Origin of the sequence: Bordetella hinzii LMG 13501 (assembly GCF_001548475.1) — a bacterium.
In the GTDB taxonomy this organism is placed as follows: domain Bacteria; phylum Pseudomonadota; class Gammaproteobacteria; order Burkholderiales; family Burkholderiaceae_B; genus Bordetella; species Bordetella hinzii.
In genome coordinates this window covers 1-25,331 of record NZ_LRUJ01000023.1, presented here as the reverse complement: position 1 = coordinate 25,331, position 25,331 = coordinate 1, and the positions used below count along the sequence as shown (strand labels likewise).

General features: G+C 68.1%; 21 protein-coding genes, 1 tRNA gene and 1 other RNA gene. 19 read left to right on the top strand and 4 right to left on the bottom strand.

All coding sequences use genetic code 11. The features are described 5' to 3' along the window. The first annotated feature begins 65 nt into the window (after positions 1-65). The 8 genes from AXA74_RS15220 (at position 66) to AXA74_RS15185 (ending at position 7,609) form a co-directional block, all read left to right on the top strand. Complete coding sequence (locus tag AXA74_RS15220; RefSeq protein WP_029577503.1) at positions 66-1,088, top strand: amino acid ABC transporter substrate-binding protein; 1,023 nt, start codon at positions 66-68, stop codon at positions 1,086-1,088. Between the two features lie 86 nt (positions 1,089-1,174). After that, positions 1,175-1,993 carry an IclR family transcriptional regulator gene (locus AXA74_RS15215; RefSeq protein ID WP_029577502.1) on the top strand — a complete coding sequence of 273 codons (819 nt, stop codon included), beginning with the start codon at positions 1,175-1,177 and terminating at the stop codon, positions 1,991-1,993. Positions 1,994-2,183: 190 nt separating this feature from the next. Further along, a complete protein-coding gene (locus AXA74_RS15210) occupies positions 2,184-3,074 on the top strand; it encodes an arginase family protein (RefSeq protein ID WP_029577501.1) in 891 nt (296 codons plus the stop codon). Between the two features lie 34 nt (positions 3,075-3,108). Continuing rightward, positions 3,109-3,894: an ABC transporter substrate-binding protein gene (locus AXA74_RS15205; protein WP_048939956.1), complete on the top strand. Its 786-nt coding sequence runs from the start codon at positions 3,109-3,111 to the stop codon at positions 3,892-3,894. A gap of 15 nt (positions 3,895-3,909) precedes the next feature. Continuing rightward, entirely contained in the window at positions 3,910-4,602 is a 693-nt protein-coding gene (locus tag AXA74_RS15200) for an amino acid ABC transporter permease (RefSeq protein ID WP_029577499.1), read from the top strand. Positions 4,603-4,604: 2 nt separating this feature from the next. Next, the gene (locus AXA74_RS15195) at positions 4,605-5,351 is read left to right on the top strand and encodes an amino acid ABC transporter ATP-binding protein (RefSeq protein WP_095075211.1); all 747 of its coding nucleotides are present in this window, start codon (positions 4,605-4,607) and stop codon (positions 5,349-5,351) included. A gap of 167 nt (positions 5,352-5,518) precedes the next feature. Next, on the top strand, positions 5,519-7,078 hold the full coding sequence (locus tag AXA74_RS15190; protein ID WP_029577497.1) for an acetolactate synthase large subunit: 1,560 nt from the start codon (positions 5,519-5,521) through the stop codon (positions 7,076-7,078). A gap of 87 nt (positions 7,079-7,165) precedes the next feature. Next, complete coding sequence (locus tag AXA74_RS15185; RefSeq protein ID WP_029577496.1) at positions 7,166-7,609, top strand: MaoC family dehydratase; 444 nt, start codon at positions 7,166-7,168, stop codon at positions 7,607-7,609. A 151-nt stretch (positions 7,610-7,760) separates the two neighbouring features. On the opposite strand, the gene AXA74_RS15180 is transcribed toward AXA74_RS15185, so the two are convergent. Together AXA74_RS15180 and AXA74_RS15175 are read right to left on the bottom strand one after the other, a co-directional pair. Continuing rightward, positions 7,761-8,954 (bottom strand): acyl-CoA dehydrogenase, encoded by a 1,194-nt coding sequence (locus AXA74_RS15180; RefSeq protein WP_029577495.1) that lies wholly within the window; start codon positions 8,952-8,954, stop codon positions 7,761-7,763. 54 nt (positions 8,955-9,008) lie between these two features. Then, complete coding sequence (locus AXA74_RS15175) at positions 9,009-10,718, bottom strand: thiamine pyrophosphate-binding protein (RefSeq protein ID WP_048939957.1); 1,710 nt, start codon at positions 10,716-10,718, stop codon at positions 9,009-9,011. A 218-nt stretch (positions 10,719-10,936) separates the two neighbouring features. On the opposite strand from AXA74_RS15175, the gene AXA74_RS15170 reads away from it, so the two are divergent. The 5 genes from AXA74_RS15170 to AXA74_RS15150 all read left to right on the top strand — a co-directional run bounded on the left by AXA74_RS15170 (position 10,937) and on the right by AXA74_RS15150 (position 14,425). Next, on the top strand, positions 10,937-11,848 hold the full coding sequence (locus AXA74_RS15170) for a LysR substrate-binding domain-containing protein (protein WP_029577493.1): 912 nt from the start codon (positions 10,937-10,939) through the stop codon (positions 11,846-11,848). Between the two features lie 32 nt (positions 11,849-11,880). Further along, the gene (gene xerD / locus AXA74_RS15165) at positions 11,881-12,807 is read left to right on the top strand and encodes a site-specific tyrosine recombinase XerD (RefSeq protein WP_032978592.1); all 927 of its coding nucleotides are present in this window, start codon (positions 11,881-11,883) and stop codon (positions 12,805-12,807) included. A gap of 13 nt (positions 12,808-12,820) precedes the next feature. Further along, on the top strand, positions 12,821-13,309 hold the full coding sequence (gene ybaK, locus AXA74_RS15160) for a Cys-tRNA(Pro) deacylase (protein WP_032978588.1): 489 nt from the start codon (positions 12,821-12,823) through the stop codon (positions 13,307-13,309). A 93-nt stretch (positions 13,310-13,402) separates the two neighbouring features. After that, positions 13,403-13,981 carry a DJ-1/PfpI family protein gene (locus AXA74_RS15155; protein ID WP_029577490.1) on the top strand — a complete coding sequence of 193 codons (579 nt, stop codon included), beginning with the start codon at positions 13,403-13,405 and terminating at the stop codon, positions 13,979-13,981. A 72-nt stretch (positions 13,982-14,053) separates the two neighbouring features. Then, positions 14,054-14,425 (top strand): ribbon-helix-helix domain-containing protein, encoded by a 372-nt coding sequence (locus AXA74_RS15150; RefSeq protein WP_029577489.1) that lies wholly within the window; start codon positions 14,054-14,056, stop codon positions 14,423-14,425. 70 nt (positions 14,426-14,495) lie between these two features. Here AXA74_RS15150 and pbpG read toward each other — a convergent pair whose 3' ends face one another. Both pbpG and AXA74_RS15140 read right to left on the bottom strand, forming a co-directional pair. Next, a complete protein-coding gene (gene pbpG, locus AXA74_RS15145; RefSeq protein ID WP_032978586.1) occupies positions 14,496-15,650 on the bottom strand; it encodes a D-alanyl-D-alanine endopeptidase in 1,155 nt (384 codons plus the stop codon). 291 nt (positions 15,651-15,941) lie between these two features. Beyond that, positions 15,942-16,016, bottom strand: a tRNA-Arg gene (locus AXA74_RS15140). A 237-nt stretch (positions 16,017-16,253) separates the two neighbouring features. Here AXA74_RS15140 and AXA74_RS15135 point away from each other — a divergent pair. The 6 genes from AXA74_RS15135 to dnaX form a co-directional block, all read left to right on the top strand. Then, positions 16,254-17,444, top strand: coding sequence for an MFS transporter (locus AXA74_RS15135; RefSeq protein ID WP_029577487.1), 1,191 nt, complete (start codon positions 16,254-16,256; stop codon positions 17,442-17,444). After that, positions 17,441-17,575 carry a hypothetical protein gene (locus tag AXA74_RS24800; protein ID WP_260481620.1) on the top strand — a complete coding sequence of 45 codons (135 nt, stop codon included), beginning with the start codon at positions 17,441-17,443 and terminating at the stop codon, positions 17,573-17,575. Before AXA74_RS15135 ends, AXA74_RS24800 begins: the two co-directional genes overlap by 4 nt. A 50-nt stretch (positions 17,576-17,625) precedes the next feature. Further along, a complete protein-coding gene (locus AXA74_RS15130; RefSeq protein ID WP_029577486.1) occupies positions 17,626-20,283 on the top strand; it encodes a PD-(D/E)XK nuclease family protein in 2,658 nt (885 codons plus the stop codon). A gap of 3 nt (positions 20,284-20,286) precedes the next feature. Next, the gene (locus AXA74_RS15125; protein ID WP_032978583.1) at positions 20,287-23,676 is read left to right on the top strand and encodes a UvrD-helicase domain-containing protein; all 3,390 of its coding nucleotides are present in this window, start codon (positions 20,287-20,289) and stop codon (positions 23,674-23,676) included. A gap of 261 nt (positions 23,677-23,937) precedes the next feature. Then, an RNA gene (ffs, locus tag AXA74_RS15120) (signal recognition particle sRNA small type) lies at positions 23,938-24,035 on the top strand. A 141-nt stretch (positions 24,036-24,176) separates the two neighbouring features. Beyond that, on the top strand, positions 24,177-25,331 hold a 1,155-nt coding region (gene dnaX / locus AXA74_RS15115), incomplete at its 3' end, for a DNA polymerase III subunit gamma/tau (RefSeq protein WP_081093942.1).

Below are 25,331 nucleotides of genomic sequence, written 5' to 3'. Positions count from 1 at the left end.
TACCGAGGACAGCCCGCCGCGCATCCTGTTGCCGCGGGCGGCTCGCACATGAGGAGAGCTAGTCCATGAAAAAGACGATTGCCTTGGCATTGGGCGCGGCCGCGCTGGCCGGCGCCATGTCGGCCGCGCACGCCGGACCGACCCTGGATGCCGTCAAGAAGAAGGGCTTCGTGCAATGCGGTCTCACCGATGGGGTATCCGGTTTTTCCGCCACGAACAGCAAGGGCGAATGGGAAGGCATGGATGTCGATATCTGCCGCGCGGTGGCCGCGGCGGTATTTGGCGACGCGAGCAAATTCAAAGGCACGCCGCTGTCGACGCAGCAGCGCTTCACGGCGCTTCAGTCCGGCGAGGTCGACGTCCTGTTGCGCACGGTGACGCTCACCCAGACCCGCGATACGTCGCTGGGCCTGGCCGCGGTGGCCGCGAGCTTTTATGACGGGCAGGGCGTGCTGGTGCGCAAGTCGCTGGGCGTGAAGTCCGCCAAGGAGCTTAACGAGGCCACGGTCTGCGTGCAGCCGGGCACCACCACCGAACTGAACCTGGCCGACTGGTTCCGCGCCAACGGCATCAAGTTCACGCCCGTGGTGATCGACAAGGTGACCGAAGTGGTGCGCGCCTTCGAGTCCGGCCGCTGCGATGCCTTTACCGACGACGCTTCGCAATTGGCCGCGGTGCGCGCCACCCAGGTCTCCAATCCGGCCGATTTTGAAATCCTGCCCGAACGCTTCTCCAAGGAGCCGCTGGGCCCCATGGTGCGACAGGGTGATGAAAACTGGCTGGGCATCGTGCGCTGGACGCTGTTCGCGCTGATGGAGGCCGAGGAGTACGGCATCACGCAGAAAAACGTCGACGAGATGCTGCAGAGCAAGAATCCCAATATCTCGCGCATCCTGGGCGTGACGCCGGGAGCGGGCAAGAATATGGGCTTGGACGAAAAGTGGGCCTATCACGCGATCAAGGCCGTGGGCAATTACGGCGAGATCTTCGACCGCAATGTGGGCAAGGACAGCAAACTGGGCCTGGCGCGCGGGGTCAATGCGCTCTGGAATCAGGGTGGGGCCATGTATCCCTGGCCGGTGCGCTGAAGGGCGGGCAAATACCTGCATCGATAAGCGATATGGGCGGTTCGGAATGCGGTACGCTATGCGCACCTTGATCCGAACCTGCCCCTATGTCCGCTTCTGCCGAGGACTCCCCTCTTTACGTTGCCGCGCTGGCGCGCGGTATTTCGGTGCTTGGCGCTTTCACCGAAGGCCGCCCCGCCTTGACCCTGCCCGAGCTGGCCGAGGCCACGGGCCTGACCAAAAGCGCCGTGCAGCGTTTTGCACACACGCTGTGGGTGCTGGGCTATCTGCGCAAGCACCCGCAGACCAAGAAGTTCTCGCTCGCGCCGCTGTCGCTCGAGCTGGGCATGCGCTACGCGCAAACCAGCGCGCTGGTGCTGGGCGGCAATCCTTTCCTGCATTCGCTCAACCGCAGCAGCCAGGAAACCTGCAGCCTGGCCGAGCCCGACGGGCTGGACATGGTCTATGTGGCGCGGTTCGCCACGCATAAGCAGATGTTCGTCCATATGCCGGTAGGCAAGCGGCTGCCCATCTACTGCACCGCGGCCGGCCGCGCCGTGCTGTCGCGGCTGGACCCGGCGCGCGCGCGCGAACTGCTGGCCGCCTGCCGGCGCCGTGCCTTCACCAACACCACCATCACCGACCTGGACGCCCTGATGGCCGAGGTCGCGTTCGCCCGCGACCAGGGCTATGCGCGCTCGAACAGCGAGTTCTATCCCGGCGACATCACGGTCAGCGCGCCGGTGCTCGATCCGGTGGGCACGCCGGTCGGCGCGGTCAATGTCTCGGTGCCGGCCAGCCGCTGGTCTTTTGAAGAGGCCCAGGCGGTCTTTGGCCCGCAAGTCGTCGAAACCGCGCACGCCATCAGCGCCTCGCGCACCATTGGCCTGACCCAGCCTTTCTACGCCATGCAGGCGCCGGCCTAGCCGGGGCTGCGGGCTTCCTTCTGGGAATACCCTAATTCCGTTCGCCTCGGCATAGCCTAATAATGACATGATCATATCGACAGACGATATGGCTGATTAACTAGGCGCTACGGCGGAGAAAGGGGAAGTTGTGCAGCAAGAGGATTTCGTCCTGGCGGATCCGGCGGTTTTCGCGCCGGTCGCGGGTTTCATGGGCTTGCCGGCGCCGTCGGCGCGGGCGCCGGCGCCCGCCGCCTGTGTGTTGGGGATCCCGTTTGATTGCGGCACGCATCCCTTCCGCGTGGGGTCGCGCCAGGGGCCGGATGCCATCCGCGAGCAGTCCCGCCTGCTGCGGCCTTTCGATCTGTTCCGGCGCGCGGGCGTGGACAATCCCTCGCAATACCTGCGGGCTGTCGACGCCGGCAACGTGGTGTGTTGGCCGGGTGACCCCGAACGCTCCTACCCGGCCATCGAGGAGGCGGTGGGCCGCATCCTGGATGCGGGCGCCATCCCCGTGACCATGGGCGGCGATGGCGCGGTCACCTTGCCGCAGCTGCGCGCCGCGGGCAAGCGCCATCCCGGCCTGGTCGTGCTGCACTTCGACTCGCACACCGACACCTATCCCATCCCGGGCTACAACACCGCGACGACCTTCACCCGGGCTGCCGAAGAAGCCTTGATCGACGTCGGCGCCAGCTTCCATGTCGGCACGCGGGGCAATTCTTTCATGGGCGGCGTGGTCGAGTATGGCCGCGAGGTCGGCTACCGCGTCATTCCGTTTGACGATTTCGACCAGGACCAGGGCACGGTGCTCGATGAGATCAAGCGCCGCGTGGGCGACCGCCCCGTCTATCTCTGTTTCGACATGGACGTCTTCGATCCCTCCTGCGCGCCCGGCGTGTGCACGCCGGAGTGGGGCGGGCTCTCGGCCAAGGAAGGGCTGGCGCTGCTCAGGCGGCTGTCGGGCCTGAACTTCGTGGCCTTCGATGTGAATACCGTGTCGCCGCCGCAGGACGTCGGCGGCGCCACGGCTTTTCTGGCCGCGACCGTGATGCAGGAGTTTCTTGCACTGGCCGCGGCCGCCGTGCGGCGTCCGGCCTGAGCCGGCGCCGCTCACCAACCACAAGGGGAAAACAATGAAACGCATCGTCAACACGCTGCTGGCCGCCAGCCTGCTGTGCACCGCCGGCCTGGTCCAGGCGCGCCCGCTGGCCGAGATCCAGGCTTCGGGCAGCATCAATGTCGTGACCACGGCGTCGGCGCCGCCGCACGGTTTCAAGAACCCGGCGAGCAATCAGCTCGAAGGCATCATGGTGGACGCCGCAAGCGGCATCGCCAAGCACCTGAAGGCCCAAATGAAGCTGGCCGACGTGCCGTTCTCGGGCCTGATCCCGACCCTGACCTCGGGCCGCGCGGACCTCATGTCGGCGCCGCTGTTCATTACCGAAGAGCGCGCCCGGGTGCTGGATTTCAGCGCGCCCGTGTATGAATGGGGCGAGGGCGTGGTCGTCGGCGACAAGAGCAAGAAGACCTACGGGCGCTTCGAGGACATGAAGGGCCAGCGGGTGGGGGTGCTGGTGGATTCGGTGCAGTTCAACATGATCAAGGACATGCCGGGCACCAAGGTCTCGACCTACCAGGATTACTCCACCTTGTTGGCCGATGTGCGCGCCGGCCGCATTGACCTGGGCATCGTCGATCCGCCCAGCATCATCTACCAGATCCAGACCAAGAAGATACCGGGCGTCAAGCTGGATACCGCCTACCAGCCGCAGAAGAAGTGGCAGGTGGGCATGGCGGTGGAGAAGGGCAACAAGGCCTTGCTGGATGCCGTGAACGCCGCCATCGCCGAGATGAAGCAGAACGGCGAGATGGCCGAGATCGGCCGCAAGTGGGGCGTGGCCGATCTGATGAGCAAGTAAGCGGAGAGATCGACGATGGACCTCGCTACCCTCAAGACGTATCTGGCGCCGCTGGCCGAAGGGTCGATGTGGACCTTGGCGCTTTTTTTCTGTTCGGCGTTTTTGGCTGTGGCGGTGGGCCTGGTCGTCTGTCTGTGCCGTCTGTCCAAGTCGGCGGCGCTGTCCCGCGCCGCCCGCTTCTATATCGAAGTGATCCGGGGCACGCCCCTGCTGCTGCAACTGTTCTACATCTATTACGGTCTGCCTGAGATGGGCGTGGTGATCGGCGGCTTCACGGCCGGCGTGCTGGGCCTGACGCTGAATTTCGGCGCCTACCTGGCCGAGCTTTTCCGCAGCGGCATCCAGTCGGTGGACTCGGGTCAGTACGAGGCCGCGCGGGCGCTGGGCCTGTCGCGCCTGGACCGCCTGCGCTACATCGTGCTGCCCCAGGCCTTGCGCACGGTGTTCCCGGCGCTGGGCAACTATGCGCTGGTGCTGGTGAAGGAAACCTCGCTGGTGGCGGTGATCAGTGTCTACGAACTGATGCGGGCCGGCGAGATGCTGGCCGGCGCCACCTTCCAGGCGCTGACGGTCTACACCATGGTCGGCGTCATCTACTTCTGCATGTGCAGCCTGCTTTCCTGGGTGTTCCGCCGCTCGGAGAAGCGCCTGGCCGTGCCCGGCTACTGGAACGGCGCCGGCGAAAACCACGACATCACCAAGGCCTGATCATGAGCCAGCAACCTATCATCAGCCTGCGCGGCGTCAGCAAGTGGTATGGCGAGTTCAAGGTCATCGACGAGCTGTCGCTCGAGGTGCAGGCCGGAGAGAAACTCATTCTCTGCGGGCCCTCGGGTTCGGGCAAGTCCACCACCATCCGGCTCATCAACCGCCTTGAGGAACACCAGCAGGGAAGCATCGTGGTCAACGGTGTGGAGCTGAACCACGACCTGGCCAATATCGAGCGCATCCGCGCCGATGTCGGCATGGTGTTCCAGCACTTCAATCTCTTTCCGCACTTGACCGTCCTGCAGAACTGCACCCTGGCGCCCGTGCGCGTCAAGGGCGTGTCGCCCGAGGCGGCGCGGGCGCGCGCCATGCAGTACCTGGAGCGCGTGCACATTCCGCAACTGGCCGACAAGTTCCCGGGGCAGCTGTCCGGCGGCCAGAAACAGCGCGTCGCCATCGCGCGCGCGCTGTGCATGCAACCCAAGGTGATGCTGTTCGACGAACCGACCTCGGCGCTCGATCCGGAAATGGTCAAGGAGGTGCTGGAAACCATGGTCGAACTCGCCCGCGAAGGCATGACCATGATTTGCGTGACGCATGAAATGGGATTCGCGCGTGAAGTGGGCGACCGCGTCGTCTTCATGGATGGCGGGCGCATCGTCGAAAGCGCGCCGCCGCAGCGTTTCTTCTCGGCCCCGCAAAGCGAACGCGCCCAGGCTTTCCTGGGCCAGATCCTGAGCCCGGCCTGAGTCTTCTGAGGGTCAACCCTAGGTTTTGGGCGTCCGGGGAGAGTGGTTCCATGCCACTGCCGCGAAATGGACCTAGGCGCACCCCCCCGCTATCCCTATCATGTCCAGCGACAGGGCGGGCCGCCAGGCTCGCCCGCCCATTTCTTCTTCACTCTGATACTGACACCATGAACGGCGCCGACAGTCTCTGCGATACCCTGCTTGTCAACGACATCGATGTCTGTTTTGCCAATCCCGGCACATCGGAAATGCACTTTGTGGCCGCGCTGGACCGCAAGCCGCGCATGCGTTGCGTGCTGGGCCTGTTCGAAGGCGTGGTGACCGGCGCGGCCGACGGCTATGCCCGCATGGCCGACAAGCCGGCGGCCACGCTGCTGCACCTGGGCCCGGGCCTGGGCAATGGCCTGGCCAATCTGCACAACGCCCGCCGCGCCCGCACGCCCATGGTCAATGTGGTCGGCGACCACGCCACCTATCATGTGCAGTACGACGCGCCGCTGACCAGCGACGGCGAGGCCGTGGCCCGCCCGATGTCGCACTGGGTTGGCCGTATCGAAGACGCGGCCTCGGTGGCCGCCCGCACCGGCGAGGCCATTCGCGCCGCGCGCCAGGCGCCGGGCAATGTCGCCACGCTCTTTTTGCCCGCCAACGCGGCCTGGACCGATCTGCCCGAAAATACGCCGGCGCCGTCGCCGGTCGCCGTCGAGGGGCCGTCGCGTCCCGATGGCGACGCCATCCGGGCCGCCGCGGCGGCCATCCGGTCCGGCGAAAAGACCATGCTGCTGCTGGGCGGCACCGCCCTGCGCGGCCGCGCGCTGGCCGCCGCCGGCCGCATCGCGCAGGCCACGGGAGTGCGCCTGGCCAGCGAGACGTCCAACCGCCGCATCGAGCGTGGCCTGGGACGCACGCCGGTCGACCGGCTGCCGTATCCGGTGGACCAGGCGCTGGCCTTCCTGGCCGATGTGCGCAACCTGGTGCTGGTCGGCGCGCGTTCGCCGGTGGCGTTCTTCGCCTATCCCGGCAAGCCCAGCCTGTTGGCGCCCGAGGGCTGCCATGCCGTGACGCTGGCCACGCAGGAACAGGACCTGGCGCATGCGCTGGAGTGGCTGGCCGAAGAGCTGGGCATCAAGTCGGATGCCCCTCAGCTGGCCGCGGCCGGCTGGCGCGAGCCGCTGCCCACCTCCGGCAAGCTGACCAGCGCGGCGATCAATCAGATCACCATGCGCCACCTGCCGGAAAACGCCATCCTGGTGGACGAGTCCATCACGCAAGGCCGCGAGATCGGCCTGCACAATGTCAACGCCGCGCCGCACGACTGGCTGCAGCTGACCGGCGGGGCCATCGGCATCGGCCTGCCCATGGCGACCGGCGCCGCCGTGGCCTGCCCTGACCGCAAGGTGGTCACCATGCAGGCCGACGGCAGCGGCATGTACACCGTCCAGGCGCTCTGGACGCAGGCGCGCGAGCGCCTGGATTGCCTGACCATCATCTACGCCAACAACAGCTACCAGACCCTGCACGGCGAAATGCGCAACGTCGGCGTGCAGGAACCGGGCCGCAATGCCCAGCGCATGCTGGACCTGGTCGATCCCAGCCTGGATTGGGTCAGCCTGGCCCGCGGCATGGGCGTCGAAGCCGTGCGCGTGGACAGTGTCGAGGGCTTTACCCAGGCCTTGCAGGCCGGCCTCAAGCACAAGGGGCCCTTCCTCATCGAAGCCGCCATCTGATCGGGACCGCGGATTCGCGCCAGGCGCTCCTGGCGCGATATGCTTGAAGGCGGGCCCAGCCAGGGCCCGCTTTCTACAGGACAAGCCATGAAGTTTGCCGAACTGCGCCAGGGGATGGTGATCAAGGGGGGGCCGGTCAAGGTCTCGCGCGAAGAAGTCCTCGAATTCGCCCGCAAATATGATCCGCAGTGGTTCCACGTCGACGAAAAGCGCGCCCAGGAAGGACGCTGGGGCGGCTTGATCGCCAGCGGCTGGCACACCTGCGCGCTGGCCATGCGCATGGCCGTCGACGCGGTGCTGCATGATTCTGAATCTTTCGGCTCGCCCGGCCTGGGCGAGGTGCGCTGGCGGGTGCCGGTGCGTCCGGGCGACGAGCTGACGCTGCACGCCCGTGTGCAGGGCGCGCGCACCTCCGCCTCGCGCCAGGACCTGGGCATCATCACCTGGACCTGGTTCATCTACAACCAGCATGACGAAGTCGTGCTCGAGCTGGATGCCACCAGCCTGTTCGACCTGAGCGGGCAGGCCTGAGCCCGCCCGCCTTGCGCCGTCGTCCCCCGCCGCTCCCGCGGGCGCGGCATGGCCGGCCGTCATGCAGGCACACCGGCTTGGCGCGAAGCGCCGCGAGAAAAAACAAAACCCCAGGCCTTGCGGCCTGGGGTTCGTGGCGGCGATCGCGGGCTTAGAAGAAAGCCTGGATGCCGGTCTGGGCGCGGCCCAGGATGAGGGCGTGCACGTCGTGCGTGCCTTCGTAGGTGTTGACCACTTCGAGGTTGACCAGGTGGCGGGCCACGCCGAATTCATCGGAGATGCCATTGCCGCCCAGCATGTCGCGCGCCAGGCGCGCGATGTCCAGGGCCTTGCCGCAGGAGTTGCGCTTCATGATGGAGGTGATTTCGACGGCGGCGGTGCCCTCGTCCTTCATGCGGCCCAGGCGCAGGCAGCCTTGCAGCGCCAGCGTGATTTCCGTCTGCATGTCGGCCAGCTTCTTCTGGATGAGCTGGTTGGCGGCCAGGGGGCGGCCGAACTGCTTGCGGTCCAGGGTGTACTGCCGGGCGGTGTGCCAGCAGGCTTCCGCCGCGCCGAGCGCGCCCCAGGCGATGCCGAAGCGGGCCGAATTCAGGCAGGTGAAGGGGCCGCGCAGGCCGGAGACGCCGGGCAGCATCTGGGCGTCGCTGATCTCGACGTCGTCCATGACGATTTCGCCGGTGATCGAGGCGCGCAAGCCGACCTTGCCGTGGATGGCCGGGGCCGACAGGCCTTTCATGCCTTTCTCGAGGATGAAGCCGCGGATCTTGCCGTCGAACTCGCCGCCCACGCACTTGGCCCAGACCACGAAGACATCGGCGATGGGCGAATTGGTGATCCACATCTTCGCGCCGCTGACTTTGTAGCCGCCGTCGACCTTCACGGCGCGGGTTTCCATGCCGGCGGGGTCGGAGCCGTGGTTGGGTTCGGTCAGGCCGAAGCAGCCGATCCATTCGCCGGCGGCCAGCTTGGGCAGGTACTTGCGCTTTTGCTCTTCGCTGCCGAACTCATTGATCGGCACCATGACCAGCGAGGACTGCACGCTCATCATCGAGCGGTAGCCCGAGTCCACGCGCTCGACTTCGCGCGCGATCAGGCCGTAGCTGACATAGTTCAGGCCGGCGCCGCCGTACTCGGCGGGGATGGTCGCGCCCAACAGACCGAGTTCGCCCATTTCGGCGAAGATGGCCGGGTCGGTCTTTTCGTGACGGAAGGCTTCCAGCACGCGCGTGGCGAGCTTGTCCTGGGCGTAGGCATGGGCGGCATCGCGCACCATGCGCTCTTCTTCGGTCAGTTGCTGGTCCAGCAACAGCGGATCTTCCCAGTTAAACGAGGGCGTCGAGGACATTCGGTACTCCAGTGTATGGATGCTTGAAGTTTAAATTTAAATTTTCGCGCGCGCTCAAGCCTTGGCCGCCAGGGCCGCGGCGCGAATTTTTTCCAGGGTGGTCGACGGAGAGATCGTCTCGGGGTCGATCAGGCAATGCAGGATGGCGGGCTTGCCGCTGGCCAGCGCCCGCTCGAAGGCGGGGCCGAACTCGGCGCTCGTTTCCACCCGCTCGCCGTGTCCGCCAAAGGCGCGGGCATAGTCGGCGAAATCGGGATTCTTCAATTGCGTGGCCGAAATACGGCCGGGGTAGTGCTTCTCCTGGTGCATGCGGATGGTGCCGTACATGCCGTTGTCGACCAGCACCACGATGATGGGCAGGTCGTACTGCACGGCCGTGGCGAACTCCTGGCCGTGCATCAGGAAGCAGCCGTCGCCGGCGAAGCAGACGACGGTCTTGTCGGGCCAGATGCGCTTGGCGCCCACGGCGGCCGGCAGGCCATAGCCCATGGAGCCCGAGGTGGGCGCCAGCTGCGTGCCGTAGCGGGTGTAGCGGTGAAAGCGGTGCAGCCAGGTGGCGTAATTGCCGGCGCCATTGGTCATGATGGCGTCGGCCGGCAGCTTGGCTTCGAGATAGGCCATGACTTCGCCCATCTGCAGCTTGCCGGGCGTGCGGACCTTGGCCGGATCGCTCCAGGCCAGGTAGCTTTGGCGCATGGCCTCGGTGTCGGCGGCCCAGGCCGGCGCGGCCTTGGGCGCGGGCAGGCCGGCCAGCGCGGCGCTGAAGGCGGCCGGCGACACATTGACGGCGAGATTGGGCCGGTAGACGCGCGCCAGTTCGGCGCTGTCCGGATGCACGTGCACGAGCTTCTGGCGCGGTACCGGGATGTCCAGCAGCGTATAGGCCTGGCTGGGGCTTTCCGACATGCGGCCGCCCACCAGGAGGATGAGGTCGGCGTCGCGCACGCGGGCCAGCAGCGCCGGATTGATGCCCAGCCCCACGTCGCCGATATAGCAGGGGTGGTCGGCCGGGAACAGCATCTGGCGCCGGAAGGACACGGCCACCGGCAGCGCATGGGCGCGGGCGAAGTCGGCAAAGCGCGCGACCGCCTCGGCGTCCCAGCGGGTGCCGCCCAGGATGGCGACCGGCTTGCGGGCCTGGGCCAGCATCTGCGCCAGCGTCTCCATCTGGCCGGCGGCCGGCGCGGCGTCGATGACTTCATAGTGCGGCGCGTCGGGCACATCGGCCGTCTCGACCAGCATGTCCTCGGGCAGGGCGATGACCACCGGGCCCGGACGGCCCGAGGTGGCGATATGGAAGGCGCGCGAAATCAGCTCGGGAATGCGCTCGACCTGGTCGATTTCCGTCACCCACTTGGCCTGGGTGCCGAAGACGGCGCGGTAGTCCATCTCCTGGAAGGCTTCGCGCTCGCGCATGCCGCGCTCGATCTGGCCGACAAAGAGGATCAGCGGGGTGGAATCCTGCTTGGCGATGTGCACGCCGGCCAGCGCATTGGAGGCGCCCGGGCCGCGCGTGACCATGCAGATGCCCGGCTCGCCCGTCAGCTTGCCATGGGCGTCGGCCATCATGGCCGCGCCGCCTTCCTGGCGGCAGACCGTGACTTCGATGCTGGCGTCATGCAGGCCGTCCAGCACGGCGAGATAACTCTCGCCCGGCACGCAGAAGACGTGTTTGACGCCGTGGGCGGCCAGCTGGTCGACCAGGATATGGCCGCCCAGGCGGGGGCTGGCGGAAGAGGGCGTCGCGGAGGAGTGGGTGTTCATATGTCGGATTACGGGAAATATCGCGCCAGAATAATGTTCCAGACTTGCACAAGGCAATTGATAAAATTGCACATGATAGTGAGCTGCCGGCACTTGCCTGACTGCTGCGCCGCAGCATCGGGCAGCCAGGCCGGCGGCAAGGGGGTAAGCCTATCGGCGGGCGCGGCGCGCGCCTAGCCGGGTCTGCCCGAAGTGACACGCAGTATGGACAAACAGCCATGAGAAACGGCATCCCCAACCTGAGCGCCTTGCAGGCCTTCGAGGCGTCGGCGCGCCTGGGCAGCTTCTCGCGCGCGGCCGAGGAGCTGTCCCTGACCCATAGCGCGGTCTACCGGCAGGTCGCCAGCCTGGAGGCCCGCCTGGGCGTGCAGCTGTTTACCCGCGTCAGGCGGCGCATCGTGCTGACCGACCACGGCGCCGAATATGCCGGGCGCATCCGCCACCATCTCGACCAGATCGAGAAAGACACCTTCGGCCTGGTCAGCCGCACGGGCATGGGGCGCAGCATCCACATCGCGGTCGTGCCCACGTTGGCCACCACCTGGCTGATCCCGCGCCTGGCGGACTTCCAGCAGGCGCAGCCCGACATCACCGTCAGCCTCTCGGTGCGCACGCTGCCTTTCCAATTCAAGGACCAGCCGTTCGACGGCGCGCTTTATCACAGCGATGGGGTCTGGCCCGGCACCAAGGGCGTGCTGCTGTTCCCCGAGCGCGAACTGGTGCCGGTCTGCGCGCCGGCGCTGGCCGAGCAGGCGCGCGAGCAGGGCAGTCCGGCGTTGTCCGGCATGACCCATTTGCACTTGGCCTCGCGGCCCGATGCGTGGCGCCAATGGTACGGCGCCAATGGCCATCTCTATGGGCCGCAGGCCGCCGGCGGGCCGCGCTACGAACTCTTCACCATGGTGATGGCCGCCGTCCAGGCCGGCCTGGGCGTGGGCCTGATGCCGCGTTTCCTGGCCCAGCCGGCGCTGGATGCCGGCAGCCTGGTCATGCCCGTGCCCCAGGCCCTTCAGGTCAGCCAGGGTTATTACTTCGGCTATCCGCAGCACAGCGAGCGCTCCGGCGCCCTGAAGGCCTTCGAGGTCTGGCTCAAGACGATGGCCTCGCGCGAGGCCGCCCGCGCCCCTTAGAATTGGGGCGCCCCGGTTTTTGCTGCTCCCCCATGTCCGACGACCGACCCCTGGCCTCCCAGGCTGATATCGATGCCTTCATCGATGCCATCTGGCTCGAAGACGGCCTGGCCGCCAACACCTTGGCGGCCTATCGGCGCGACCTGAGCGCCTTCGCCCTATGGCTGCAGGCGCCGCCGCCCGGCGTGTCCACGGGTGGACAGCTATGCGCGGCCACCAGCGCCGACATCGAATCCTGGTTCGCCGCGCGCCACGAAGAAAGCCGGCCGTCCACCGCCAACCGCAGGCTGGCGGCGCTGCGCCGTTTCTATGCCTGGGCGCTGCGGGAAAAACGCGCCGCGGCCGATCCTTGCCTCGCGCTGGAGGCCGCCAAGCAGCCGCTGCGCGTGCCCAAGACGCTGTCCGAGGCCCAGGTCGAGGCCTTGCTCGGCGCGCCCGATCTCGACACGGCGCGCGGGCTGCGTGACCGCGCCATGCTGGAGATGCTTTACGCCACGGGCTTGCGCGTGTCCGAGCTGGTCAGCCTGAAGACCCTGGACGTCAGCATGACCGACGGTGTGGTGCGCGTGGTCCAGGGCAAGGGCGGCAAGGACAGGCTGGTTCCGCTGGGCGCGGAGGCCGCGCATTGGCTGCAGCGCTATCTGGCGCAGGCGCGTCCCGATCTGGCTGGCGCGCGCGCCTCGGATGCCTTGTTCGTCACCGCCCGCGCCCAGGCCATGTCGCGCCAGGCCTTCTGGCAGCTCGTCAAGAAATACGCGCGGCGCGCCGGCGTGCTCGCGCCACTGTCGCCGCATGTGCTGCGGCATGCCTTCGCCACGCATCTGCTCAACCACGGCGCGGACCTGCGCGTGGTGCAGCTGCTGCTGGGCCATGCCGATATTTCGACCACCCAGATCTATACCCATGTGGCGCGCGAGCGCCTGAAGTCGCTGCACGCGGCCCATCATCCCCGCGCCTAGGCGCCCGCATCCCATGAGCAAATCCCGTCACGTCTCCGAAACGCCCGCCACCCAGTTCCTCAGGCAGCACAAAGTGGCCTTCACGGAGCACACCTACGATTACATCGACCATGGCGGCGCCGGCGAGGCGGCACGCCAACTGGGCCTGGACCCGCATGCCGTGGTCAAGACCCTCATCATGGAAGACGAGGCGGCCCGGCCGCTGGTGGTCATCATGCATGGCGACCGCGAGGTCTCGACCAAAAACCTGGCGCGGCAGGCGGGCTGCAAGAAAGTCGCGCCCTGCCAGCCCGAGGTGGCCCAGCGCCACTCCGGCTACCAGGTGGGCGGCACCTCGCCCTTCGGCACGCGCAAGCGCATGCCGGTCTATGTCGAAGACAGCATCCTGTCGTATCCCGAGGTCTATATCAACGGCGGGCGGCGCGGCTATCTCGTGGGCATCGCGCCGGACGTGCTCGTCAAGCTGCTGGGCGCCAAGACCGTCAACGTCGGGCTGGAGTAGGGCGGACGCGGTAATCCTGTACCACCCCGGGCATGCCCGGCGGCGCCACAATAGGCCACACCCGCCAATGTGGAGCCGGGACAGGAGACGACAATGAGCAAAAAGCTCTTGATGCTGGTCGGCGACTATGCCGAAGACTACGAAACCATGGTGCCCTTCCAGACCCTGCTGGCGGTCGGTCATGTGGTCCATGCGGTATGCCCCGACAAAAAGGCCGGCGACACCGTCGCCACGGCCATTCACGATTTCGAGGGCGCGCAGACCTATAGCGAAAAGCGGGGCCATAACTTCGCGCTCAACTACGACTTCGCCAAGGTCGAACCGCAAAACTACGACGGGCTGGTCATCCCCGGGGGGCGCGCGCCCGAGTACTTGCGCCTGAATGCCAAGGTGCTGGAAATCGTGCGCCATTTCGATGCGGCGCGCAAACCGATCGCGGCGGTCTGCCATGGCGCGCAGCTGCTGGCGGCGGCCGACATCCTCAAGGGACGCACCTGCTCGGCCTACCCGGCCTGCGCCCCCGAGGTCCGCCTGGCCGGCGGCACCTATGCCGAGATCGCCATCGACCAGGCCCATACCGACGGCAATCTGGTCACCGCGCCGGCCTGGCCCGCCCATCCCGCCTGGCTGGCCCAGTTCCTGGCGGTGCTGGGCACGCGGATTTCGCACTGAAGCGCCGGCCCGGGCGGCGCTTGCCGCCGGGGCCGGCTTGATCGTACAGTGAGGCCATCACCGGAGGGTCCCATGTGCGAGATCTTCATACGCGCCAACGCGCAATCCTATGCCACCGAAAGCCGCTCCCTGCGGCTGCACGGCGTGGCCACCAGCGTCAGGCTGGAGAAACTCTTCTGGGACGTCCTGCAGGAGCTCGCCGAGCGTGATGGCCTGCGCGTCACCCAGTTGATCGAACGCCTCTACGACGAACTCATGGCCTATCGCGGCGAGGCGGCGAATTTCACGTCCTTCCTGAGGGTGTGCTGCCTGCGCTACCAGATGCTGCAGGTCGAAGGCCGCATCCCGCGCGATGCGCGCGTGCCCATCCGCTCGCTGGACGCCGCCGCCGTGTTCGACGGCCTGCCGGCGCATCTTTACGATCCCTTGCCCGTGCACGCCTGAGCGCGGCGCGCCCCGGCGCGTAAAAGGACAAAGGCCGCTTGCGCGGCCTTTGTCTTGTCCGGGGCGGGGCTCAGAGCATCGCCACGTCGCTTTGCACGATGCGGCGGATGCGGACCGCATCGCCGATACGCGAGAGCTTGCCCTGGGAATCCAGCAGCACGATGGCCATGTCGCGGCCATTGATGCGGGCCAGCATGACCAGGCATTCGCCCGCTTCATTGATGAAGCCGGTCTTGGACACCTTGATATCCCAATCGGGTTTGCGCACCAGGAGATTGGTGTTGCGGAAGGTCTGCGTGCGTTTGTTGATCTCGACCTCGTATTCGGTGTCGGTCGAATAGCGATGGATCAGCGGCCGCTGCGCGGCGGCGCGCAGCAGGCGGGCCAGGTCGTGCGGCGAAGACACGTTTTCGCTCGACAGGCCCGTGGGCTCGATGAAGTGCGTGTTGAGCATGCCCAGCGAGCGGGCCTTGGCGTTCATGGCCTCGACGAAGGCGGGCAGGCCGCCCGGATAGTTGCGGCCCAGGGCATGCGCGGCGCGGTTTTCGGAGGACATCAGCGCCAGGTGCAGCATGTCGCCGCGCGACAGGCGCGTGCCCACGCGCAGGCGCGAGGTCGTGTGCTTGAGCGTATCGACGTCTTCGTCGGTGATCTCGATGATCTCGTTCATCGGCTGGTTGGCGTCCACCACCACCAGCGCGGTCATGAGCTTGGAGATGGAGGCGATGGGGCGCACGACGTTCTCGTTCTTGGCGAAGAGCACGGTCGAGGTTTCGAGATCCTGGACATAGGCCGTGGACGAACGCAGGGCGCGCGCCTCGGCGGCCGGGGAGGCGGCCGCGGGCGCCAGCGCGGCGCTGGTGGTGGCCGCGGCGGCGCGGGCACGGGTCTTGGAGGAGGTTTTCTTGCCGGACGCGCTCTTGGCGGCGGAGGTCTTCTGGGCTTGCTTGGAGGTCTTGCCTGCCGTCTTGCCGCCGGTCTTGCCGGTAGCCGTCTTGCTGGCCGGTTTCTTGGCGGCGCTGCCGTTCTTGCTGGCGCCGGCCTGGCTGCCGGCCTTGGCGCCGGCGGCTTTTTTCTTGGCCGCCTTGCATTCGGCGGACTTGGCGTTGGTCTTGCAGGGATCCGCCGGCTTGGCCGCCAGGGCGCTGGCCGAGTGCAGGGTCGCGACGGCCAGTGCCAATGGCGCTATTGCCGATGCGACCGCGCGTATCCAGGGAAATGCCATGATTACAGGCCTTATCTGTCTGTATGAAAGTACAACCCGGTCACGTCTAGGGTGAAACTAGAAAAAAACCAAGTGAATTATGGGCTTACGGGCCAAATTTAAACAGCAATTTGAACTGACGCGCAAGGGGGCATTGCGGTTTTATGCAATAAAAAACCGGGGACGGATTTTATGCCGCCCTGCCGACGCGCGAGCGTATCCCAATTTGGCCTGCAAGAGGCTGAATGGCGGCGGGAGCTAGGGAAAGTCCGGTCGGGCGGAGGGCAACGCGGGGAGCAAACAGGCCGGAGCTGGCCTCGCCGGGTGGAATCGAACCACCAATTGACCCTTAGGAGGGGCCGGTTATATCCATTTAACTACGGCGAGATCTGCCGCGCGCCGCATGCTGGGCGGTTTAAGTGCTTGAAACGCATCGATATTCAAGCACGGCTGCGGTAAGAAGACCGGCATTCTAGCACTGACGCCGTGGCTTTTCGCTTGATGGGGCCGGGTCTATGATTGGTCTTACGCGCCGGGAGGGGCGCGCCCGCGATGCCCGGCATGGCGGATTTCCATAACATGGCGCCGCGACGCCAGACGACTACTCGAGACAAGCCGACTGTCATGTCGAATACAGCAGAAGCGGTATCCGTGCGCACGATCGCCGTGGGCACGGTGGTGGTTCTCCTGGCCATGGGCGTGCGTGCCACGTTCGGCCTGTTCATGCAGCCGATGGGCCTGGCGCACGGCTGGGGACGGGAGCTGTTTTCCTTCGCCTTCGCCCTGCAGAACCTGGTGTGGGGCGTTTCCAGTATTTTCATGGGCATCATGGCCGACCGGTATGGGTCGGGCCGCACGATCGCCCTGGGCGCCTTGCTGTATTTCCTGGGCATGCTGGGCACGCGCTACGCGGCCGATGCCTTCACGCTTTGCTTCATGAGCGGGGTGGTGGTCGGCCTGGGGCAGGCCGGCACGACCTTCCCGGTGATCCTGCCCGTCATCGCGCGCGCGGTGCCGCCGGCCTACCGCAGCACCGCCATGGGCATTGCCAGCGCCGGCGGCTCGCTGGGCCAGTTCCTGGTGGTGCCCAGCGGCCAGCTGGCGATCACCCACTTGGACTGGACCGGCGCGCTGTGGCTGCTGTCGCTGATGATGGCCGCCGCGTTGCCCCTGGCCTGGTTTCTGCGCGGCAAGCCCCAGGGTCATGGCGGCCCGCAGACCCTGGGCTTCGCGGTGCGCCAGGCCTTGATGCACCCGTCGTTTCATTTCCTGTCCTGGAGCTACTTCGTCTGCGGCTTCCATACGGCCTTCATCACCCTGCACTTGCCGGCCTTCGTGACCGACGCGGGCCTGAATGCCAGCCACGGCGCGACCGCCATCGCGCTCATCGGGCTGTTCAATGTGCTTGGCTCTTTCTATGCCGGCAAGCTGGGCGGGCGTTTCAGCAAGAAATGGCTGCTGGCCGGCCTCTACGGTTTGCGCGCCTTTGGCATCATCCTGGTGCTGGCCGTGCCGCTCACACCTGTCGTGCTCTATGTCTTTGCCGCCTGGATGGGCCTGTTCTGGCTGGGGACGGTGCCGCTGACCCAGGGCCTCATCGGCGAGATCTATGGCCTGCGCTTTGCCGCCACGCTTTCGGGGATTGCCTTCCTGTGCCATCAGGTGGGCAGCTTCATCGGCGTGTGGCTGGGCGGCTATGTCTATGCCCATACCGGCAGCTACAACGGCGTGTGGTGGGTGGGGCTGGCGCTGGCCCTGGTCGCGATGCTGCTCTGCCTGCCGGTGCGCGAGCGCGTCGTCGGAGCGGCGGCATGAAGCCGCGCCGCTGGCCGCGCTGGCTTGCCGGCTTGCTGCTGGCGGCCGTGCTGGGCCTGGGCTTTGCCGGCTATCTGTCGCCGCAGATGCGCGTGAACTGGGAGAACGTGGCCGCGCTCTGCGGTTTCTGACGCGCGGGCAGGCTATCCTTCGGTCTATCGAATCCGCCCGTCCGCCACGCATGCCTTCTCTTTCCGATCTGCCCGCCTGCGATGCCACGCGATTGGCCGACCTGCCTTGCGCGGGGACGCTGGTCCTTACCGTCAACAACCGCCTATCGCGCCGTTTGACGCTGGAGCTGGCCGCGCGCCTGCGCGCCGACCGCCAGGTCAGCGAATTGCCCCGCATCCTGCCGCTGTCGGCCTGGCTGGCGAGCGCGGCCGATGAGCTGTCCTTTGCCGCCGATGCGGAGCTGCCCGCTTTCCGGCTGGGCGGATTCGCGGCGCAGTTGGTGTGGCGAGAGGCCATTCTGCGCGAAGAGGCCGAGCGCGAACTGCTCGACATCGACCAGGCCGCGCGCCTGGCCATGGACGCCGACATGCTGTGCGATGAATGGCGGCTGCAAATCCCCGAGGCCGCCCAGACCGAGGAATACCTGGGGTTCGCGCGCTGGCGGGCGCGCTATCGCCGCCTGCTGGCCGAGCTGGATGCGGATGACGCCAATCAAGGCTATGAGCGCGTGCTGCGCGCCTTGCGCGCTGGCGAATTGACGCCGCCCGAGCGGGTGGTGCTGGCCGGTTTCGGCGAGGTGTCGCCGCGTTTTGCGCGCCTGCTGGCGGCCTTCGAAGAGGGCGGCGCGCAATTGCTCGCCTGGCGCGAAGGCCGGCGCGAGCTGGCCGAGCCCGGCCGTGTGCTGGCCGCCGACCACGGCGCCGAATGGCGCGCCGCCGCGGCCTGGGCCGCCCAGCGTCTGCGGGCCCACCCCAATGGCCGCTACGCCATTGTGTCTTCCCAGCTGGAAAGCGAGGCGCCGTTCGCCCGGCGCGTGCTGATGCAGGCCTTGCAGGGCGGGCCCGGCCAGCCCGATCTGCCTTTCAACGTGGCCGTCGGCCGGCCGCTGATCGAATGGCCCGCCTTGCGGGCCGCCCTGGCCTGGCTGCAGGCCTTGGCTGAAATGGGCAGCACGGGCAAGGTGGCCGCGCCCGTGCTGGGCGCGGCGCTACTGGCCGGGCATTGCGCCGGCGACCGCAGCGAGCGTCATGCCGGGCTGGACGCGCGCTGGCGCCGCCTGGGGCGCGTCAGCGTGAGCGAAGCCGCCTGGCGCGGCGACCTGCAATACAGCCCGCGGCTGGCCCAGGCCTGGGAAGCGGCCATGAAGATCTGGCGCGAGGGCCCCACGCGCGCGCCCTGCGACATCTGGACGCCGCGTATCCGCGAAGCCCTCAAGGCCCTGGGGTTTCCGGGCGAGCAGGCGCTCGACAGCGTGGGTTATCAGGTCATGGGCGCCCTGGGCGAATTGCTCGGCGACTTCGCCGCGCTCGCGCCCGCGGCCGGCCCCTTGAACGGGCGCGCCGCCGTGCGCCTGCTGGCCAGCGCCGCGCGCGCGGGCAGCTTCCAGCCGCAGCGCGATCCGCAGGCGCGGCTGGATGTGCTGGGCCTGCTGGAGGCCGAGGGCGGCAGCTGGGACGGCGTCTGGATGCTGGGCCTGACCGACGAAGTCCTGCCGGCGTCGCCCAAGCCGAATCCCCTGCTGCCCCTGGGCGTGCTGCGCCAGGCCGGGGCGCCGCGCGCCACGCCGGAGCGGGAGCGCGAATGGGCGGAGAACATCTACGCGGCCCTGCGCGCTTGCGCGCCGGAGCTGGTTGTCAGCTGCGCCGAACACGATGGCGAGCGCGAATTGCGGCCGTCGCCCCTGATTGCCGACGCCCCCCTGCTTGCCGCCGCGCCGCGCCGCGGCGATGCCGCTCCGGCCTGGCCGCTGCAAAGCCTGGTGGATGAATCGGGTCCGCCGCTGGACCCGGGCGGCGAGAGCACCGGCGGCCTGGACGTGCTCGATACCCAGGCGCGCAATCCGCAATGGGCCTTCGTGCGTCACCGCCTGGGCGCGCGCGAACTGGCGCCCTATGCGCAGGCAGCCGCGCAGAATGTGCGGGGCCAGTTCCTGCACCGGGCGCTGGAGCTCGCCTGGCGCATGCTGCCCGACCAGGAAGCCCTGCATCTGGCCATGAGCGAGGGGCGTCTGGCCGCCTTGCTGCGCGAAGCGGTGCAGCAGGCGGCCGATGAAGCGCTGTCCGCCTATGCGCCAGCCTTGCGCGGACTGGAATGCGCCCGTGCCGAAACCGTGCTGGCGCGCTGGATGGCGCTGGAGGCACGGCGCCTGCCGTTCACCGTCGACCAGGTCGAGGCCGACCATCGCTGGCGGCGCGGCGCGCTGTCGCTGAAGCTGCGCCTGGACCGCATGGACAGGCTGGCCGATGGCCGCGCCGTCATTCTCGACTACAAGACCGGGTCGGCGCAGGCGCGGCCCGAGGCGGATTGGTCGCGGGACCGGCCCATCAATCTGCAGCTGCCCTTCTACGCGGCGGTGCTGGCCGGCGACACGCCCGACGCGCGCGTGGCCGGGCTGCTGCTGGGGCAGGTCCATGCGCGCAATGTCGGCGCGCAGGGGCTGGCCGAGGAAGACCTGGGCATAGAAGGGGTGCGCGTGGCCGCCGACAGCGAGGCCTTCGCCGGACGCAGCTGGGAGCAGATCCTGGCCGATTGGCGCCGCGCCATCGAAACACTGGCCGATGAATACGCGCGCGGCCACGCGCCCAATGTGGCCTGGGGGCGCGACGACCTGAAATACTGCGATGCCATGCCGTTTCTGCGCCTGCATCTGGACGACGACGAGGCCTGAACCATGAGCGAACGCCAACCCCGCGATCACGCCGCGCGCCTGCGCGCACTGGATCCGCAAGCCTCTTTCATCGTGCAGGCTCCCGCCGGCTCGGGCAAGACCGAACTGCTGACCGACCGCATTCTCGCGCTGCTGGCCACGGTGAACAAACCCGAGGAAATCGTCGCCATCACCTTCACGCGCAAGGCGGCTTCCGAAATGCATGCGCGCGTGCTCGAGAAGCTGGCGCGGGCCAGGGGCCCCGAGCCCGAAGCCGAACACGAGCGGCGCAGCTGGCGGCTGGCCCGCGCGGCCCTGGCCCGCGACGCCGAGCGCGGCTGGCATGTCCTGCGGCATCCGGCGCGCCTGGCCATCCGCACCATTGATTCGTTCTGCGCCGGCCTGGTGCGCGGCATGCCCTGGCTGTCCGGCCTGGGCGGCATGCCCGAGATCGCCGACGACGCGCGCGCCCACTACGAAGCGGCGGCGCGCGCCACGCTGGCGCTGGCCGACGAACACGAATCCATCGTCAACCTCCTGGCCCACTTGGATGTGGACGTGCAGGCCGCGGAGCAGGCGATCGCCGATATGCTGGGGCAGCGGGATCAATGGCTGCCGCTGCTGGCGCATGGCCTGGACCGCGACCGCCTGGAGGAAGACCTGGCCGAGACCCTGGGCGGTGAGCTGCGGGCCCTGGGCCGCGCCATGCCGCGCGGCTTCGACGCCGCGCTGTGCGGCCCGGCAAGCATGGCGGCGGCCGAGCTGTCCGGCAGCGGGGACGCGCGCCTGGCGCCGTTGCTGGACTGGTCGCAGCCTTTGCTGCCCGAGGCCAGCGATTTGCCGCGCTGGCGCGCCCTGGCGCATCTGCTTTTGACAGGCGCGGGCAGCCTGCGCAGTCCCAAGGGCGTGACCAAGGCCCTGGGCTTTCCGGCCAAGTGCGCGCACAAGGAAGCCTTCGTGCAATGGCTCTCCGGCCATGATGGCGGCGAGCCCTGGATCGCCCGGCTGGCCGCCTTGCGCGACATGCCGGACGCGCGCTTTACCGATGCCCAATGGGACATGCTCAGCGCCCAGCTGGTGACGCTGGCGCTGTCGGTCGGGCAGTTGCAGAAGGTCTTCGCCGAAGCCGGGGAGGTCGATTTCATTGAAATCGCCCAGCGGGCCTGGCACGCCCTGGGCGATGCCGACGACCCGGGCGAACTATTGCTCAAGCTCGATGCGTCCATCCGCCATCTGCTGGTCGATGAGTTCCAGGACACCAGCCAGACCCAGATCGACCTGCTGACCACGCTTACCGCGGGCTGGCAGCCCGGCGACGGCCGCACGCTGTTCCTGGTGGGCGATCCCATGCAGTCGATCTATCGTTTCCGCAAGGCCGAAGTCGGGCTCTTCCTTGGCGCGACCGAAAAGGGCATCGGCGCGCTGCGGTTGGAATTCCTGCAATTGACCGACAACTTCCGGTCGCAAGGCGGCGTGGTCGATTGGGTCAACAAGAGCTTTGCCGACCTGCTGCCTGCCGAAAATGACGCGGTGGCCGGCGCCATCCGCTACAGCCCCTCGGCCGCCTTCCATCCTGCCCTGGATGGCGACGCCGTGCGTTTCCATCCCGCCTGGGCGGCCGACGGCCTGGCCTCGGGCGACCAGGCCGCCGAGGATATCGCCGTGGCGCTGGCGCGGCAGGCCCTGGCCGAGCATGCGGGCAGCGCCCATCCGGTGGCCATTCTGGTGCGCGCGCGGGCCCATCTGGGCAGCTTGTCGCGCCGGCTGGCGCAAGAAGGCATCCCCAGCCGCGCCGTCGAACTCGTGCCCTTGCGCCTGCGCCCGGTAGTGGCCGATCTCGTGCAGCTGCTGCGCGCCCTGACGCATCCGGCCGACCGCATGGCCTGGCTGTCGGTGTTGCGGGCGCCGTGGTGCGGATTGACGCTGGACAGTCTGCAGCGCCTGTTCGGCCACGACCACCGCGCACCGATCCCGGACCTGTTGCGCCAGGCCCTGGCCGAGCCGGTCGCCGTCCCGCCGCAGGCCAGCCTCTTCGATGCGCCGCCCGTTGGCGGCAATGGCGCCGCGCGTCTATGCCTGGCGCCCGAGGAGCACGCCCGCCTGTCCCGGGTGGCCGCCATCCTGCTCGATCGCGGCAATGACTCGGGCGCCTGGCCGCTGGCCGCCTGGCTGCAAAGCGTCTGGCAGGCCCTGGGAGGGGCCGGCCTGTATCCCGGCGTGGGCGCGGCCGCCGATGCCGAAAGCCTGTTCCAGCTGGTCGAGCGGCTGGCTCCGCACGGCGGCCTGGACATCGCCGCGCTGGACACGGCCGTGGGCCGGCTATTCGCCGCGCCCGATGTCCAGGGCGAGCAGGGCGCCGTCGAAATCATGACCATGCACAAGTCCAAGGGCCTGCAGTTCGACAGTGTCATCCTCTATGGCCTGCACCGCGTGCCGCGCGGCGATCAAGCGCCGCTGGTGCGCTTCGAGCATCACAACGGGCGCGTGCTGATGGGGCCGATCAAGGCGCGCGCCGATACCGAGGCCGATCCGGTCTCGCGCTATCTGGGCGCGCGCGAGGCCCGCCGCGCCGCCTATGAGACCGACCGACTGCTCTACGTGGCCGCCACGCGCGCGCGCAAGCGCCTGCATCTGATCGGCAATGTGGCGCTCGATGAAGAAAAAGGCCCGCGCGCCCCGGCTGCCTCCAGCCTCTTGGGCCGCCTCTGGCCGCATATCCGCGCCGGGCAGGCGCCGCAGCCGGTGCGCGAGGCCGCGCCCGGCCCGGCCGCGGCGCCGGCCTGGCAGGGTGAACCCCTCAAGCGCCTGGACGACGCCAGCGTCGCCGCCCTGGCCGCCTTGCCGCGGCGTGGCGCCCAGCCCGGCGGCCTGGCCGCGGACGCGGAGCATCCCGCCTGGCAATGGGAGGCCGGCCATGAAGCCGCGGTGGGCACCTTGGCGCATGCCTGGCTGGCCCGCATGGGCGAGGAGGGCGGCGACCACTGGGATGCCGAGCGCCTGCGCGAGCACCGCCCGGCCATGCGGCGCCAACTCACGCGCGCCGGCATCCCGGACAGCCAGGCCGACAGCGCCGCCGATGCCGTGCTGCAGACCCTGCAGGCCACGCTGGCGCACGAACGGGGCCTCTGGCTGCTGCGCCAATCACGCGCGCGGCGCGAATGGCCGCTCATTGATGCCGCCGGCCGTGTCTCCGTCATCGACCTGGCGCTGAGCACGGAGGACGGCTGGCTCATCGTCGACTACAAGACCGGCCAGGCCCAGCCCGGCGAAAGCCCGGCCCACTTCGCCCAGCGCATGCGCCTGCGCCATGCCGACCAGCTCAAGCGCTATTGCGCCCAGGTCACCGCCCTGGACGGCCGCCCCGCCCGCGCCGCCCTCTACTTCCCCCGCGCCCAGGCCTGGATAGAACTGTGAACTCGCGCGCCATGCATGCGCCAAGCTCTCCCGATCCCGACAGACCCCTCCCTCGATGCAGAAAGCACGGCCATAATGTTGTCCCCCTCCGTCTTGGAGAGAGGGCGGGCGGAGGGAGCAACAGAATGCCCCTGCGCCTTGTGGGGCGGCAAGGCCGCCCCAGGGCGCGCGAGCCCAAAGCGGCCAAGGGCCGCAAGGGCTCGCGGGGCCCGCCAGATCGCATCAGAGCAGGCTTTCGCCTGCTCTGATAGAATGCGATCTGGCGGGCCCCTTCGCATGGTTCGACGGTGAACCTGGTCAGGTCGGGAACGAAGCAGCCATAGTCGTTTAGGGCCAGTGCCGGAGTAAGGCTCGCCTCCCGGTTTTCCCAAAAGGGGCGCCGCGTATGGAATATTGGTGGTTACACCCATTCCCTCGCGGCGCCCCTTTTGTTTCGCTGCCATGACCGCTTATCGTCGCGTCCTGGCGCCGGCTGGCTCATCAGGCTCTACAATCCCCGCATGACTTATCTGGTTCTGGCCCGCAAGTGGCGTCCGCGATCCTTTGATACCCTGGTTGGCCAGGATCATGTCGTGCGCGCATTGACGCACGCCCTGGACACCCAGCGCCTGCACCACGCCTGGCTGTTCACCGGCACGCGCGGTGTGGGCAAGACCACGCTGTCGCGCATCCTCGCCAAGTCCCTGAATTGCGAAACCGGCATCACCTCCAAGCCTTGCGGCGTTTGTCGCGCCTGCACGGAGATCGACGCCGGCCGCTTCGTCGATTACCTGGAGCTCGACGCGGCCTCCAACCGCGGCGTCGAGGAAATGACCCAGTTGCTGGAGCAGGCGGTGTATGCGCCGGGCGCCGGCCGCTTCAAGGTCTACATGATCGACGAAGTGCATATGCTCACCGGCCACGCCTTCAACGCCATGCTGAAGACGCTGGAAGAGCCGCCGCCCCACGTCAAGTTCATCCTGGCGACGACCGATCCTCAGAAGATTCCCGTCACCGTGCTTTCGCGCTGCCTGCAATTCAACCTCAAGCAGATGCCGCCCGAGTCCATCGTCGGCCATCTGCAGGCCGTGCTGGGCGAGGAAGCGATAGGCTTCGAGGTGCCGGCCCTGCGCCTGATCGGCCAGGCCGCCTCGGGTTCGATGCGCGATGCGCTGTCCCTGACGGACCAGGCCATTGCCTATAGCGCCGGCAACCTGACCGAAGAGGCCGTGCGCGGCATGCTGGGCACCATCGACCAGCGCCATCTGGTGCGCCTGCTGGATGCGCTGGCCGCCGGCGACGCGCGCGGCGTGCTGGCCGTGGCGGATGAACTCGCCACCCGCGGCCTGTCGTATGCCGGCGCGCTGGCCGACTTCGCCGTCCTGCTCTCGCGCATCGCGATCGAGCAACGGGTAGCCGGTGTCACGCCCGCGGACGATCCGCTGGCCCAGGACATCGCGCGCCTGGCGGCCGGCCTGCATCCGGACGCCGTGCAGCTGTTCTATTCCGTTGCCGTGCACAGCCGCGGCGAGTTGACCCTGGCGCCGGACGAGTACGCCGGCTTCGTCATGGCCTGCCTGCGCATGTTGGCGCTCAACGGCGAAGCCGGTCCGGCGACCCAGGCCGAGGCGCCGCGCGCCGCGCCGGCGCCCGAGCCGCCCGCCGTGTCCCCGGCG